The sequence below is a fragment of the Bradyrhizobium sp. 154 genome, from assembly GCF_023073875.1.
Classification (GTDB): domain Bacteria; phylum Pseudomonadota; class Alphaproteobacteria; order Rhizobiales; family Xanthobacteraceae; genus Bradyrhizobium.
Map to the genome: position 1 here is coordinate 1 of NZ_JADPKG010000001.1, position 13,860 is coordinate 13,860.

The following is a 13,860-nucleotide window of genomic DNA, read 5'->3' on the forward strand; positions in this document are numbered from 1 at the left end:
AACCACAGACCCCATCAGGCCTTGGCAGGACAAACTCCCAAGGCCTTCGCCGCTACCAAGACCACCGCGATCCAATCAGCGAATTATTGAACATCGACAATTGCGAGCCAACGGGTCCGCGCAAAGCGCGGCCCGTGACAGGCTCCGTGAAGCAATCCAGAGTCTCTCCGCGGACGGATTATGGATTGCTTCGTCGCTTCGCTCCTCGCAATGACGCCGGCTTACGTCTTCGCCAATTCCAGAAAATGCCGGCCCGCGCGGTCCTCGGTCTCGACGATCCAGGCGTCCGGGTCGAAGCGGATTTCCTTCGCCAGCCGTTCCTCGATGGTTTGTTCCGGCAAAGGCTGCGGCGCGACCGGTACGAAGAAGCGATCGACGGGGCGGCCGTCGTCATAGACGGTCTGCGGCGCCGGGGCGTACAGCATCGCATGGCCGTCGAGTAGCGATACTTTCACGAACACCGCGCCCGCCTCCTCGGCGCCGCGGCGGCGCACCGCGCCGAACACGCCCTCGGTCTGGCAGCGACGCAAATAGGCGGCCACCCATATGTTGGATTTCAAACGCATGAGCCGAACGATAGGCCAGTGCTGCAATCAGCACCAGCCTCCGTGCAGGCGCCAAGACTATTCGACGGGATGGCCGATAGCGGCCGCGAGCTCGCGCAGCAGCCGGTCCGACACCTGACCGGTGACCTGCATCTTGTGCTCGCGCTCGAATTTCTGGATCGCGGACTGGGTCTCGCCGCTCATCGTGCCCGTGATCTTCAAATTGCCGTAGCCATATTCGGACAGCGCGCGCTGCACGCCGGCGATACGTCGCACGGCCGGGCTCTGCACCGGGATCGGCGCCGGCGGGCGCACGACCGAGGGCGACGTCGAGGTCGTGGCCTTGACCAGATTGGTCATCGGATCGTTCGGGCGCGTCGAGGCGGTCGCCTCGACGGGCTTTTCGGGCGTCTTCTCGGCGACGCGCTCGACAGGTTTGGGCTCGGTGCGAAACTCCGTCGCACGCGGCTCGAGCGGCGAAGTGTCGGCGCCAACGGGGCGCGGACGCGGCAAGGGGTTCGACAGTGACACGGATGACGGCGCAGGAAGATTGATCACCGTGCCGAACATCGGCGCGGGGTGCCGGCCGGTCTGGAGGAACAGCGCATTGGCGACGATCGCACCGATGGCGGCGGCGGCGACGAGGCCGGCCAGCGTATCCTTGGGGCTGTGCAGCAGCACGCGCATGACGAGGTTGCGCTCGGTCTCGACATCGATGACCGCGGCCTTGGCACCACGACGGCGCGGAGCAGCTTCGTCCTTTGCAGACTTCTTAGGCACTTTTCTTCACCAGCGCAGGTTGGTCGTGAGATTCTTCGTGAAGTTGGTCGTGAGGTTCCTGGCGCAACATCGGCGTCAGCGTCGCGACCTTGCTCTCCGCCGGCTTGACCTGCGGCGGCGTGTAAACGAGCGGCAGCTTGACGGTGACGGTGGTGCCCTCGCCTAACCTGCTTTGTACCGTCAATTCGCCGAGATGCAACGCTATGAGGCTCTTCACGATCGAAAGTCCGAGGCCGGTGCCTTCGTGGCGGCGCTGATAGGTCTTGCCGGCCTGGAAGAACGGCGCGCCGATGCGCTTGAGATCGTCGGGCGCAATGCCGACGCCAGTGTCACTGATGCGCAGCGCAAGCTGCGCGCCCGACACTGCCGCCGTCACGGTGACCTGACCGCCGCGCTCGGTGAACTTGATGGCGTTGGCGACGAGGTTGAGCACGATCTGCTTGAAGGCCCTGGGATCACCGGTCATGACGGGCAGATCCTGCGGCGCATCGGTGATAAGGTCGATGCCGTTCTCCCGCGCCTTCAGCGCCAGCAAATTGCAGCAATGCAGCAGCGCGGCGCGCGGCGCGAACGGCTCCGACGCAATCTCGAAATTGCCCGATTCCATCTTGGACATGTCCAGGATGCCGTTGACGACCGACAGCAGATGCTGGCCGGAATCGTTGATGAGCTGGGCGTATTCCTTGCGCTGGGCCGCACCCAGCATCAAGGTCTGCTCCTGCGCGATCATCTCGGAGAAGCCGATGATGGCGTTGAGCGGCGTGCGCAATTCGTGGCTCATGGTGGCGAGGAAGCGCGTCTTGGCAGCATCGGCCGCCTCGGCGGCGCTGCGGGCCTGATCTAGCGCCTGCTCGGAAAGCTTGCGATCGGTGACGTCGCGCATCACGGTAACGACTTCGGCCTCGCCCGTGACGTCATGGGCCCTGTCCTGTTCGAGCGGGCGGCAGCGCATCTCGACCCAAATGAAATCGATCTGGCCGCGCTCGGAGCCAGCAGGCTCCCGCCGCAACCGGAACTCGACGCTGCACACGTCACCGCGCGCCGCATCCGATAACGCAGTGAGATAGGCCGGACGGTCGGCGACGTGTACGCGGTCGAACAGGCCGTGGCCGAGCAGTTGCGTGACGGGCATGCCGAGCATGGCCTCCGCCGCCGGCGAGATGAACTCGACCGCGCCGTTGCGCTGGTGCCGCGAGATGACGTCGCTCATGTTGCGCGCGAGCAGACGATAGCGCTCTTCCTCGCGCAATAGCAGCGCAACGCTGGTGCGCGCGAGCGATTCCGCGCCGAAGGCGAGGCCGGCGGCGTAGAGCGTCGCCGAAGCGACGCCGAGCGCCATCAGCACGCCGCGCGCTGCAGCGCCCGGCTCCTCGACCGTCAGCCAGCCGAACTGGCTGACGAGGATCAGGATCCCGGCACAGGACAGCGCGAGCAGCGACGCGAAGGCCGCAACGCGGCGCGAGGCCGACAGCGCGGCTTCGAGCGGAACCACGACCAGCCAGATCGCGGCGAAAGATTCGATGCCGCCGGTGGTGGCCGCCACTGCCATAATCAGGCCGGCAAGCGCCAGCGACGACAGCACGTGTGCGCCCTCATAGCGGCCGGTGCGCGACAGGAACCACGACAACAGGATCGGCGCGATCAGCCAGGCAAAGGCGGTGACCTCGATCGCGCTCGGCGCGCCGCGCAGGACGAGATAGATCGGGAATGCGGCGAAGGCGGCCAGGCTGCCGAGCAGCCGCGGCGCCATGAAGGCACGATGGCGCGCTCCCGTCAGCGCATCGTAACGCGCGGAGGGATGCAGCAGTGCATCGAGACAATCGCGGATGGTACTCAAAACTGTCACGGGTCTCGCGCTTCGGCTCAATCGTCTGAGAAGACGTGCCGGAACGCCTCCTTGTCGTTGAGCCACCGTGTCAGAGCGACCTTAAACGAGTGCTAAGGCGGCGTGGCATGCGGCCGGACACCGCGTCATCGCGCGGCTTTTTAGATGATTTGGCGGCGTCTTCGCTGCGGATGGTGAACACGGGGTTTCACATCCCTCGGCATGGTTTCGAATTGGTGGATGCGGGGTCCAGCAGAATCATGGGCGCGGGCGTCAATTGAAAATTTACGAGATCGTCGATCGCGCGAAGATTTTTGCGCAATTTTTTCGCGAATTAAGCTCAAGGCAATCACTTGCGATTTATCGAGCGTTGCTAGGTCCGATATCCGCGGAAATCGCCGCGGCAGGATCGAACGTACAGGTCGCAAGATGCGCTTTCTGCTCCGCATCACATTCTGGCTCGGACTGGTGCTGGTTCTCCTGCCGCGGGACAAGACGCCCGAATCGGAGAAGCTGCCGCAGATCGGCGCCGCCGACGCAGTGCAGGCTGCGACCGCGGCCGTCTCCGACGTGACCCAGTTCTGCAAGCGTCAGCCGGCGGCCTGCGAGGTCGGCGGACAGGCCGCAACCATCATCGGCCAGCGCGCCCAGGACGGCGCGCGCAAGATCTACCAGATCATCAACGACAAGAAAGAGCAGAACACCAACGAGAAGAACGACAAGACCGACAAGAAGGCGCCCGACCACACCGGCTCGATCGCGCTGGCCGGCGAAGGCGACATTGCCGCGAGCGAGGCGCCGCGCGACACCCTGACCCAGGACGACCTCGCGCTGGAATGGCGCGGACCTGCCACGGCGAATTAGGCCCGCCCCGTCAATTAGCGCCCAAACCCTATCGATTTCACGGCTTCGCGTCCCTATATTGGCCTGAACGGGAACCATGGGCCAGCATGACGACGATCGACGAAATCAGGGACAATTTCGAGCTTCTCGACGAGTGGGACGACCGCTATCGGTACGTCATCGAGCTCGGCCGCACCCTGGAACCGATGCCGGAGGCGGAGCACTCTGCCGAGAACAAGGTGCAAGGCTGCGTCAGCCAGGTCTGGCTCCAGAAGCTGGTAGAGCGCAGCAATGGCGCGCCGGTCCTGAAATATCGCGGCGACAGTGACGCGCATATCGTGCGTGGTCTGGTCGCGATCGTGCTCGCGCTCTATTCAGGCCGCACACCGCGGGAGATCCTGGATACCGATGCGATCGCGGTGTTCAACGAGTTCGGCTTTCGCGATCATCTGACGCCGCAGCGGTCCAACGGACTGCGCTCGATGGTCGAGCGCATCAAGACCGACGCCAAAGAGGCGCTCGCGGAAGCTTCGTAAGAATTTTACTTCCGTTTCCGCTGCTGCTGTCCTAGCCCCATCTGTTTCGCCAGCTGCGAGCGGGCCACCGCATAGTTCGGCGCGACCATGGGATAGTCGGCCGGTAGTCCCCATTTTTCGCGATATTGTTCCGGCGTCATGTTGTACTGGGTGCGCAGATGGCGCTTCAGCGACTTGAAGCGCTTGCCATCTTCCAGGCACACCAGATAATCCGGCGCGATCGACTTCTTCAGCGACACCGCCGGCTTGGCCGGCTCGAGCGGCGCGGTCTCGGTGCGGCCTGACGAGACCCGCACCAAGGCGCCATGCACCTGGCTGATCAGGCTCGGGATCTCGGCCGCGGGTGTCGGATTGTTGCTGAGATAGGCCGACACGATGCTCGCCGTCAGCTCGATGAAATTCTTATTCCCAGCATCCGACATGCGCCCGCCCCTTCTCCACCTTGCGTCTCATGGGATTGACGACGTCAGAGTATTCCGTGTCAACAATACGTTGGGCTGAACCACGACGACTGAGGACGAAGAGCTAATTACTGGCGAAGGGCGGCGCTTTACTTCCAAACAGCGGCCTCAGCCCCGCTGGTCGAGATGCGCGCGGAGCTCGTCGATGGAGGCAAAGCGCATCATGCCCTCCGGCATCTGCGCTTCGATCGAACCGTCGGAATAGAGCGAATAGGCCATGCCATCGACAACGCCGGATTTGAGCACGGTCACGGGCGCCTGCTCGGCCGCAGCCGCCGGCTCAAGTGAAGGCGCCGGCTCAGGTGCAGGCGGCGGCGGCGGGGGAGCGGCTTCCGCAAAGGTCGAGGGCGAGCGCGGCGGCGGGCGGCGGGAGGTGATCGGCGGCTCCGGCGGGCGCATGCGTTCCGGCTTCGGCCAGGCATCGTCGAAACTGGCAGGCGGAACGTCCGGGGCTGCGGGTTCTTCATGAGACGGCTGCGGGCCCTCCGTGGGCTTTGCCTCCGCGCGCTCACGCTCCTTGCGCGAGGTCGAGGCGAACAACAGGTTGCGGCGGCGCGGCGCTTCCGGAGCCGCAGGAGGCGCTAGTGGTTCGGGCGCCTCGGCGCGCGGACGCTCGCGCACGGCGGCTTCGCTCTGCCACGGCGGAGGGCCTGGTGGTGGCGGTGGTGGCCCGGGCTCGGTCTTCGCAGGCGAGGCAAGCGCCGGCTCGGGCGCAGGCGCACCCGGCATTGCGAGGCCCGGGAGCACGGGCCTGACGCGAACCTCGGACGATGCGGCAGATCCGGCCGCCAACCGGCGGGCGATGCCCCTCAGCTCAAGGAGCAGAAGATGCAGGCCGACCAGTAACATTCCGGTGCAGACGCCGATGGTTCCGGAGATTATGAGAGTGCTGCCGACGCTGAATTCCCTGACGGTGTAGCCGAACAGGATCGCAAGGAGGCCCGCCAGAACGGCGAAAATCCCCACGATCAGCAATGCCAAGGTCATCGAACTCACCCCCGACCGCGCATCCACATGCGACACTCGTCACGCCACGATACCGTCATCCGGTGTTCCACGCCAACGGCCAATTATGGGCGGTGTTCCCAAAGGGAAGGAAATCAGGGACTTATTCACATTCCCTTCAGCTGCGGCTCACTACTGCTACCGGTACTCCAAGTTTCCGCATTTGCTGCGCCGCATCAGGAATTTAGCCATAATGCCCAATTACTTGGTAATGGAACTGCGCTATAGGGATCCCGGGGAGCAGGCCCGCGCGCGCCAGCAGGGTCGAGAGGGGATTCCGGGTCACCAATAGCCATGACATCCATCACGACTTCGGCGATCGATACGCCTCTGCGGCGCTCGGTCGAACGGACTTGCGACGATCTCGCCATGCTGGTGCTGGCTGCGGTCGCCGTCATTGCAGGTTTGACCTTCCGCGACTACGGGCTCGGCTGGGACGATTACACCCACGCTGAATATGCCGATCTGTTGCTGCGCATGTTCGGTTCCGGCTTCAGGGATACCGCGGCGCTCTCGTTCGCCAATCTGTACATGTATGGCGGCGGCTTCGACATGATCGCCGCTCTCCTGCACAAGATCATTCCGCTCGAACTGTTCGAGACACGACGTCTGGTCGGTGCCATCGTCGGCGTGATCGGGCTTGCGGTGACGTGGCGGCTCGGGCGCCGCATCGGCGGGGCCCTCGCCGGTCTTGCCTCACTTTTGCTCCTCGCGCTCTGCCCGATCTTCTACGGCCACATGTTCATGAACCCGAAGGATGCGCCCTTCGCGGTGGCCATGATCATCCTGATGCTGGGCCTCGTCCGCCTCGCGGAGGAATATCCGCAGCCTTCGCCGCGCACGGTCCTGATCGTCGGCCTAGGTGCCGGCCTTTCGTTGGGCTGCCGCGTTCTCGGCGGTCTCGCGCTGGTCTACGCCATGCTTGGCTTCGTCCCGCTGTTCCTGGAGGAATTGCGCAGCGAGGGCTTGCGCGAGGCGGTCCGCCGCTTCGCCCATGTCGTCTATGTGCTGCTGCCTGGCCTTGCGTTCGGCTATCTCGTGATGGGCCTGATCTGGCCGTGGTCGATCATGGAGCCGGGCAATCCTTTCGAGGCGCTGACCTACTTCTCGCATTTCTTCGAGAAGCCGTGGAAGGAGATGTTCGATGGCGCGATCGTGTCCGTGCCCGACATGCCCTGGTCCTATCTGCCGACGCTGTTCGCGCTGCAGCTGCCCGAGGTGATGCTGGTGCTGATGGGCGGCGCCGTAGTCAGCACCTTCGCCATGCTGCCGCGCCGCGAGGTTCCCGCGCGCCGCAAAACCATCCTCTTGATGCTGACGCTGGCCGCGACCCTGCCGCTCGCGATCGCGATGGTGAAGCGTCCCGCACTGTACAACGGCATCCGCCATTTCGTCTTCGTGATCCCGCCAATGGCGGTGCTCGGCGGCGTCGCCTTCGGCTGGACTATGGAACGCCTGCGCTCCAATCACCGCACCTGGCAGCCGGTCGTGCTCGCCACCTTCTGCTTCGGTCTTGCGCTGTCGCTCGCCGAGATGATCCGGCTGCATCCCTATCAATACACGCACTTCAACCACATCGCCGGCACCGTGCGCGGCGCCGACGACCGCTTTATGCTCGACTATTGGGGCCTGGCGCTGAAGCAGGCCTCGGACGAGCTGCGCGAGCAGCTGGTCGAGCGCCAGGAAGTGCCGCCCAGCAATCGCAAATGGAAGGTCGCGGTGTGCGGGCCGCAGCGACCGGCCCAGGTCGCGCTCGGCCCCGACTTCACCATCGGCTGGGATTCCAACGCGGCCGATTTCGCGATGACGCTGGGCGAATTCTACTGCAAGGGCCTCACCGCACCCGTCATGGTCGAGATCAAGCGCGACGACGTGGTGTTCGCCCGCGTCTACGATATCCGCGGCCGCAGCATTTCCAGCCTGCTGTCGATCCCGGCTCCGTAATAATCTTCTCCCAACTCGAAGCCCGGATGAGCGAAGCGACATCCGGGGCCACCTTGGAGCTGCCCGCATATCGCTTCGCTCATGCGGGCAACGCTGAACTGCCGCGCGCTGGCCGCGCCTTGCTGCCCGCCTCACCCAAGACTAGGCTCCTTCTCCGCAACAACGATGTTCGGAGAGATCAGCCATGTCGCCAGCGGAAGCGCGCCTGAAGGAAGTGCCGTCGAACATGACGGAAGCCGAGTGGCAGCAACGCGTCAATCTCGCCGCCTGCTATCGCCTCGTCGCGTTGTACGGCTGGGACGATCTGGTCGACACGCACATCTCCGCGCGCGTGCCCGGCCCCGACCATCACTTCCTCATCAACCCATACGGGCTGATGTTCGACGAGATCACGGCGTCGAGCCTCGTCAAGGTCGATTTGCATGGCAATCAGCTCTCCGAGAGCGAATACAGCATCAACCCCGCCGGCTTCACCATCCATTCGGCGATCCACGAGGTGCGCGAGGACGCGATCTGCGTGCTGCATCTCCACACGCTCGACGGCACCGCGGTGTCGAGCAGCGCCGAAGGCCTGTTGCCGCTGAACCAGACCGCCCAGCTCGTCACCCACGACCTCGCCTATCACGACTATGAAGGCATCGCGCTCGACCATGACGAGCGGCCGCGGCTGCAGAAGGACCTCGGCGACCACAACCACATGCTTTTGCGCAATCACGGCACGCTGACGGTCGGCCGCTCGGTCGCTTCCGCCTTCGAGCGCATGTACCACCTCGAGCGCGCTTGCTCGATGCAGGTGCGCACGCGCGCGCTGGGTACGCCGATCTATCCAGTCGACGACGTCGCGATCGACAAGAATACCGAGCTACTGTCGAACCGCGACCGCGCCGAGCTGCGCGCCACCAATCTCGTGTGGCCCCCGCTGCTACGCAAGCTCGACCGCGTCAATCCGGGCTATCGGACTTGAGATTTTCGGGATTTGGTGTAGGGTAGCGTGCAACGAACCTCTACGCCTTTTGGAATGAAACGCCGCCCAATTCCGGGCGGCGTTTTTATTTAGGGGTAACTCCCCACGCCCGTCATTCCGGGGCGCGCGAAAAGCGCGAACTAAGGTGCGCAATTGCGCACCTGAGAATCTCGCGCAACAATCTCCAGATTCCGGGTTCGCCTCTTCGAGGCGCCCCGGAATGACCGCTACGCGGTCACTTCACCTCCGCCAGCGCGGCGAGGATGCGGGCCCAGGAGCGGATGCCCTTCTGGAAGCTGCGCAGATCGTACTTCTCGTTCGGCGAATGGATGTTGTCGTCGTCGAGGCCGAAGCCGACCAGCAGCGAATCGAGGCCGAGCGTGCGCTTGAAATCGGCGACGATCGGGATCGAGGCACCCGATCCCATCAGCACGGTCTCCTTGCCCCATTCCTCGGTCAGCGCCTTCTTGGCGGCGGCGAGCGGTTTCATATTCCAGTCGAGCGCGACTGCGGGCGCGGCGGAATGGTCGCCGAACTCGACCTTGCAGTCGCCCGGAATGCGCGCGGTCACGTAGTCGCGGAACGCCTTGCGGATCTTTTGGGGGTCCTGCCCCTCGACCAGACGGAACGAGACCTTGGCAGACGCGTGCGACGGGATCACCGTCTTGGAGCCCTCGCCGATATAGCCACCCCAAATGCCATTGACGTCGCAGGTCGGACGCGAGGAGGCCTGCTCGATCAGCAAGCGCCCCTTCTCGCCGGCAGGGATCGACAAGCCCACCGGCTTGAGGAACGTGTCCGGCGTGAATTCGAGCTTTTTCCACTGCACCAAGATGTCAGGGGGCGTGTCCTTGATCCCGTCATAGAAGCCGGGAATGGTGATGCGGTTGTCGTCGTCGAACAGACTGCCCAGAATTTTCGTGAGGACCCGGATGGGGTTCATCGCGCTGCCGCCGAAGACGCCGGAATGCAGGTCGCGATTGGCGGCGGTGATCTTCAGCTCCTCATAGAGCAGGCCGCGCAGCGATGTCGTGATCGCCGGCGTGTTGTGATCCCACATGCCGGTGTCGCAGACCAGCACGTAGTCGGCTTTGAACTCGTCCTTGTTGGCCTCGATGAAGGGCACGAAATTCTTCGAGCCGACCTCCTCCTCGCCTTCGATCAGGAAGGTGATGTCGACCGGCAGCGAGCCCGTCACCTTCATCCAGGCGCGGCAGGCTTCGACGAAGGTCATGACCTGGCCCTTGTCGTCCTCGGCACCGCGCGCGACGATGATCTTGCGACCATCGGCATGGTCGGTGACGACAGGCTCGAACGGCGGACGATCCCAGAGATCGAGCGGGTCGACCGGCTGCACGTCGTAATGGCCGTAGAACAGTACGTGCGGCCGTCCGCCCGCCCTGGCCTTGCCGACGATGGCGGGATGTCCGGCGGTCGGCCTCACTTCGGTGGCGACATCGAGGCTTGCGATGTCCTTGGCGAGGTGCTCGGCCGCGGCCTTGCAATCGGCGGCGAAGGCCGGATCCGCGGAGATCGACTTGATCCGCAACAACGAAAACAGACGCTCCAGGCTGTTATCGAAATCCTTGTCGATGTGGTCGAGCACGGATTGAAGCTGCGCATTGGCCATGGTCGTATTCCCGATTGTTGGTCTCAAGGTGTCTGCGCTTTTAGCCCTGGCGCGGCCTCGGGACCAGCCGGCGGATGCCAGATGTGCCATGCGAGGCTGCCGGCAAGGATGGCGGTCGCAACGAGATTATTGCCCCAGGCCTGGATGACATTGGGAAACCACGGCAGCGATAGCAGCATGAGGATGCCGGCGGCACCCAAAGCGAGCCAGGTTCCCAGCCGCACATTCGCCCGCGCGTCGAGGGTGGCCCGATGCATCAGCACCGTCATGGGCAGGAACAGCCACATGAAGTAGTATTGCCGCGCCAGAGGCGAGGCAATCGTCATCAGGCAGAACAGGATGCCGAGCTCCTCGGCGTCGGAGCGCGCCGTTCGCCGCGCTTGCCGAGGCATGATCGCGACGAAGCCGAGCCCGAGCACCGCCGACAGCGCGAGCACGATCCAGTTCGCCGTGCTGTAGTCGACGTCGATGACGTTCATCGTACGCGGCGGCTTGTTGGGGTCTTCCAGATTGTAATTGATCGGCCGGACCAGGCGATGCGTGACAGCAATGAGGGACTGGTTGACCCACGACCAATTCTGCTCGCCGCGCTGGCCAAAGCCTTGTTCCGAGTTGGTACCGACCATGGCCTGGTACCAGGTCGCAAGTTCGGCTGCGTTGCGCTCGAAGCCGCGGATCGGCGCCGGCACGACGTAAAGAAGAATGCCGGTGAAGGCGACCGTAGCGACGGCGGCCGCCCACTTCTGCCGCCACATCAGGTAGGGCAGCACCGCGATCGGAAACACCTTGATGGCCGTCGCGAGCGCAAACATGAAGCCAGCAAGCCAGGGGCGCTGATGCCGCAAGCTCCAGAAGCCGTAGAGCATCATCGCCAACAGGACGAGGTTCGGCTGGCCGAGGTCGAACATGTCGAACACGAAAGTGACGGTGACGAAGGCGGGCAATGCTTCCAGCCAGGGACCGGGCTTGCGGTCCGAGCCAGCCAGGACCTGGGAGAACATCCCGGTGTACCACCACGCCACTGCATTCAGGATGGACAGGACGTTATAAAGCGGGATCTTGCCGAACCAGCTCGGGATCGCCAACATGATCGCCGGAAGCGGCGGATAGATGAATTCGAAGTAGTCGCTGATATCGCCGGGATAGAGCGAGCGTCCCTCCAGGATCTGCTGCCCGGCCCAGTACCACAGCCCGTAATCCTTGGTCTTGCCGTGGCCGAAGATCTCGGGAATGAGCACATCGGCGGTCAGGAGGACGCAGCAGAACAGGAAAAGCAGGTCCAGCGGCGCGCGCAGCGACAGGCGTCTCGGCGCATCAGGTTTGGCTAACGGGGCGGTGGAGGTCACGGTGGAGTCCAGTCGGCGGCGGACTACCACGTAGCAGACGGGCGGATGCTTGGAGAGCCCCTCACCGGAATTTGTGCGCTGTGATGGCCTCCCGATGGCCGCTAAACCTCCGGCGGCGTGATGGCCGGGCGTGCTGCCTAAGGCGCGACGAGATCGGGATGAATCGTCATCGCGCTTCAGGTTATTGTTTGAACATGATCTTTTCGGAAAACCGCTTCACACTTTTCCGGATCACGCTCTAGCGCCGCAGCAATCCGCCGAGCGCGCCGCGAACCAGGGTGCGGCCGATCGAGCCGCCGAGCTGGCCGCCGACCGACTTGCCGATATTGGCGGCCATCCCCCCGATCACCTGGTTGGTCACCGATCGCGTCACGTCGCGCGCGATGACCTGGCCGGTTGACAGACGGCCGCGCTTGACGTTGGTGCCGAAGATAGAGCCGACGATCGAGCCGATCTGGCCGAGGATGCCGCCACCGCTTCCACCTGCCGAACCATCTGCCGTTGCCGCCGTGCCGGCGATGCGCTTCTGAAGAATCTCGTAGGCAGACTCGGAATCGACAGCGGTGTCGTATTTGCCCTTGACCGGGCTTATAGCCATGATCGCCTTGCGCTCCTCCGGCGTGATCGGTCCAATCCGGGCCGACGGCGGCCGGATCATCACCCGCTCGACCATCGAAGGCGTGCCGTTGCCCTCGAGGAAGGACACCAGCGCCTCGCCCTTGCCGAGCTCCATGATCACCTTGGCGGTGTCGAGCTTCGGGTTGGGCCGGAAGGTCTGGGCTGCGGCGGCGACCGCCTTCTGGTCGCGCGGGGTGAAAGCGCGCAGCGCGTGCTGCACCCGGTTACCCAACTGCCCGAGCACGCGATCGGGCACGTCGACCGGGTTCTGCGTCACGAAGTAGACGCCAACGCCCTTGGAGCGGATCAGACGCACCACCTGCTCGATCTTGTCCATCAGCGTTTTGGGCGCATCGTTGAACAACAGATGCGCCTCGTCGAAGAAGAACACGAGCTTCGGCTTGGGCAGGTCGCCGACCTCGGGCAGCTCCTCGAACAGCTCCGACAGCATCCACAACAGGAATGTCGCATAAAGCCGCGGGCTCTGGAGCAGCTTGTCGGCGACGAGGATGTTGACCATGCCGCGCCCGTCGCGGTCGGTCTTCATGAAGTCCTTCAGCGTCAGCGCCGGTTCGCCGAAGAATTTGGAGCCGCCCTGGTTCTCCAGCACCAGGAGCTGGCGCTGGATGGTGCCGACGGTCGCCTTGGTGACGTTGCCGAAGCCCTGCGCGGCCTTGCGGATGGCGGCGAGCGGATCCGCCGCCGCGTCCGGCCCCTTCTTCCCGCTATCGGGCACGATGGCGTCGAGCAGCGCGCGAAGGTCCTTCATGTCGATCAGGACGAGACCGTTGTCGTCGGCGACGCGGAAGGCGACGTTGAGCACGCCTTCCTGCACGTCGTTGAGGTCGAGCATGCGCGCGAGCAGCAGCGGTCCCATCTCGGTGACCGTCGCCCGCACCGGGTGGCCCTGCTCACCGAACACGTCCCAGAACACCGTCGAGAACTGGTCGGGCTGGAACGTCAGCCCCATCTCGGTGGCGCGCTTGACGATGAAATCCTTTGGTTCGCCGACCTCGGAGATGCCGGAGAGGTCGCCCTTGATGTCGGCTGCGAAGACCGGAACGCCGGCGCGCGCAAATCCTTCCGCCATCACTTGCAGCGACACGGTCTTGCCGGTTCCGGTTGCACCGGTGACGAGGCCATGGCGATTGGCGAGCGCCAGCGTCAGCCATGCCTGCTCGTTTCCCTTGCCGACGAAGATCTTCTCGTCGGTGTCACCGAGCTTGCTGTCCTGTGCGGTCATTATGGTCTCTGATCTCTGCAGTTTCGCGTATCGAAACTCGAATACACCAGTTCCGGAGTTTAACGCATGTCGCGAGCCGATTGAAACCATTCAACGTGGTCCGGACATGCGACATCGTCG

The 13,860-nt window shown here is 64.1% G+C and carries 12 protein-coding genes; 4 read left to right on the plus strand and 8 right to left on the minus strand.

What is annotated here, in order from left to right:
* Positions 1-221 precede the first annotated feature (221 nt).
* The 3 genes from IVA92_RS00005 to IVA92_RS00015 are packed head-to-tail and all read right to left on the minus strand — an operon-like array spanning position 222 to position 3,171.
* A complete protein-coding gene (locus IVA92_RS00005) occupies positions 222-566 on the minus strand; it encodes a DUF1491 family protein (RefSeq protein WP_247276639.1) in 345 nt (114 codons plus the stop codon).
* A gap of 57 nt (positions 567-623) precedes the next feature.
* A complete protein-coding gene (locus IVA92_RS00010; RefSeq protein WP_247276640.1) occupies positions 624-1,325 on the minus strand; it encodes a peptidoglycan-binding domain-containing protein in 702 nt (233 codons plus the stop codon).
* Positions 1,318-3,171 (minus strand): PAS domain-containing sensor histidine kinase, encoded by a 1,854-nt coding sequence (locus IVA92_RS00015; protein WP_247276641.1) that lies wholly within the window; start codon positions 3,169-3,171, stop codon positions 1,318-1,320. The genes IVA92_RS00010 and IVA92_RS00015 overlap by 8 nt, the downstream gene beginning before the upstream one ends.
* 408 nt (positions 3,172-3,579) lie before the next feature.
* Between IVA92_RS00015 and IVA92_RS00020 the strand changes: the two genes are divergently transcribed.
* The gene (locus IVA92_RS00020) at positions 3,580-4,014 is read left to right on the plus strand and encodes a DUF5330 domain-containing protein (protein ID WP_247276642.1); all 435 of its coding nucleotides are present in this window, start codon (positions 3,580-3,582) and stop codon (positions 4,012-4,014) included.
* Between the two features lie 86 nt (positions 4,015-4,100).
* A complete protein-coding gene (locus IVA92_RS00025) occupies positions 4,101-4,529 on the plus strand; it encodes a SufE family protein (protein ID WP_247276643.1) in 429 nt (142 codons plus the stop codon).
* A gap of 5 nt (positions 4,530-4,534) precedes the next feature.
* Here IVA92_RS00025 and IVA92_RS00030 read toward each other — a convergent pair whose 3' ends face one another.
* The gene (locus tag IVA92_RS00030; protein WP_247276644.1) at positions 4,535-4,951 is read right to left on the minus strand and encodes a MucR family transcriptional regulator; all 417 of its coding nucleotides are present in this window, start codon (positions 4,949-4,951) and stop codon (positions 4,535-4,537) included.
* A gap of 147 nt (positions 4,952-5,098) precedes the next feature.
* A complete protein-coding gene (locus IVA92_RS00035; RefSeq protein WP_247276645.1) occupies positions 5,099-5,977 on the minus strand; it encodes a DUF308 domain-containing protein in 879 nt (292 codons plus the stop codon).
* Positions 5,978-6,289: 312 nt separating this feature from the next.
* On the opposite strand from IVA92_RS00035, the gene IVA92_RS00040 reads away from it, so the two are divergent.
* Together IVA92_RS00040 and IVA92_RS00045 are read left to right on the plus strand one after the other, a co-directional pair.
* On the plus strand, positions 6,290-7,939 hold the full coding sequence (locus IVA92_RS00040) for a glycosyltransferase family 39 protein (RefSeq protein ID WP_247276646.1): 1,650 nt from the start codon (positions 6,290-6,292) through the stop codon (positions 7,937-7,939).
* A 184-nt stretch (positions 7,940-8,123) separates the two neighbouring features.
* Positions 8,124-8,903, plus strand: coding sequence for a class II aldolase/adducin family protein (locus tag IVA92_RS00045; protein ID WP_247276647.1), 780 nt, complete (start codon positions 8,124-8,126; stop codon positions 8,901-8,903).
* Positions 8,904-9,138: 235 nt separating this feature from the next.
* Here the strand turns inward: IVA92_RS00045 and IVA92_RS00050 are convergent, their stop codons facing one another.
* The 3 genes from IVA92_RS00050 to IVA92_RS00060 all read right to left on the minus strand — a co-directional run bounded on the left by IVA92_RS00050 (position 9,139) and on the right by IVA92_RS00060 (position 13,740).
* Positions 9,139-10,533, minus strand: a complete 1,395-nt coding sequence (locus tag IVA92_RS00050) for a M20/M25/M40 family metallo-hydrolase (protein WP_247276648.1) — start codon at positions 10,531-10,533, stop codon at positions 9,139-9,141.
* A gap of 23 nt (positions 10,534-10,556) precedes the next feature.
* Positions 10,557-11,879, minus strand: coding sequence for a glycosyltransferase family 87 protein (locus IVA92_RS00055; protein ID WP_247276649.1), 1,323 nt, complete (start codon positions 11,877-11,879; stop codon positions 10,557-10,559).
* Between the two features lie 238 nt (positions 11,880-12,117).
* Positions 12,118-13,740, minus strand: coding sequence for a helicase HerA-like domain-containing protein (locus IVA92_RS00060; protein WP_247276650.1), 1,623 nt, complete (start codon positions 13,738-13,740; stop codon positions 12,118-12,120).
* Positions 13,741-13,860 lie beyond the last annotated feature (120 nt).

Coding starts and splice junctions, on each gene's coding strand:
- IVA92_RS00005 (WP_247276639.1), bottom strand. CDS start 566: ATGCGTTTGAAATCCAACATATGGGTGGCCGCCTATTTGCGTCGCTGC.
- IVA92_RS00020 (WP_247276642.1), top strand. CDS start 3,580: ATGCGCTTTCTGCTCCGCATCACATTCTGGCTCGGACTGGTGCTGGTT.
- IVA92_RS00025 (WP_247276643.1), top strand. CDS start 4,101: ATGACGACGATCGACGAAATCAGGGACAATTTCGAGCTTCTCGACGAG.
- IVA92_RS00030 (WP_247276644.1), bottom strand. CDS start 4,951: ATGTCGGATGCTGGGAATAAGAATTTCATCGAGCTGACGGCGAGCATC.
- IVA92_RS00035 (WP_247276645.1), bottom strand. CDS start 5,977: ATGACCTTGGCATTGCTGATCGTGGGGATTTTCGCCGTTCTGGCGGGC.
- IVA92_RS00040 (WP_247276646.1), top strand. CDS start 6,290: ATGACATCCATCACGACTTCGGCGATCGATACGCCTCTGCGGCGCTCG.
- IVA92_RS00045 (WP_247276647.1), top strand. CDS start 8,124: ATGTCGCCAGCGGAAGCGCGCCTGAAGGAAGTGCCGTCGAACATGACG.
- IVA92_RS00050 (WP_247276648.1), bottom strand. CDS start 10,533: ATGGCCAATGCGCAGCTTCAATCCGTGCTCGACCACATCGACAAGGAT.
- IVA92_RS00060 (WP_247276650.1), bottom strand. CDS start 13,740: ATGACCGCACAGGACAGCAAGCTCGGTGACACCGACGAGAAGATCTTC.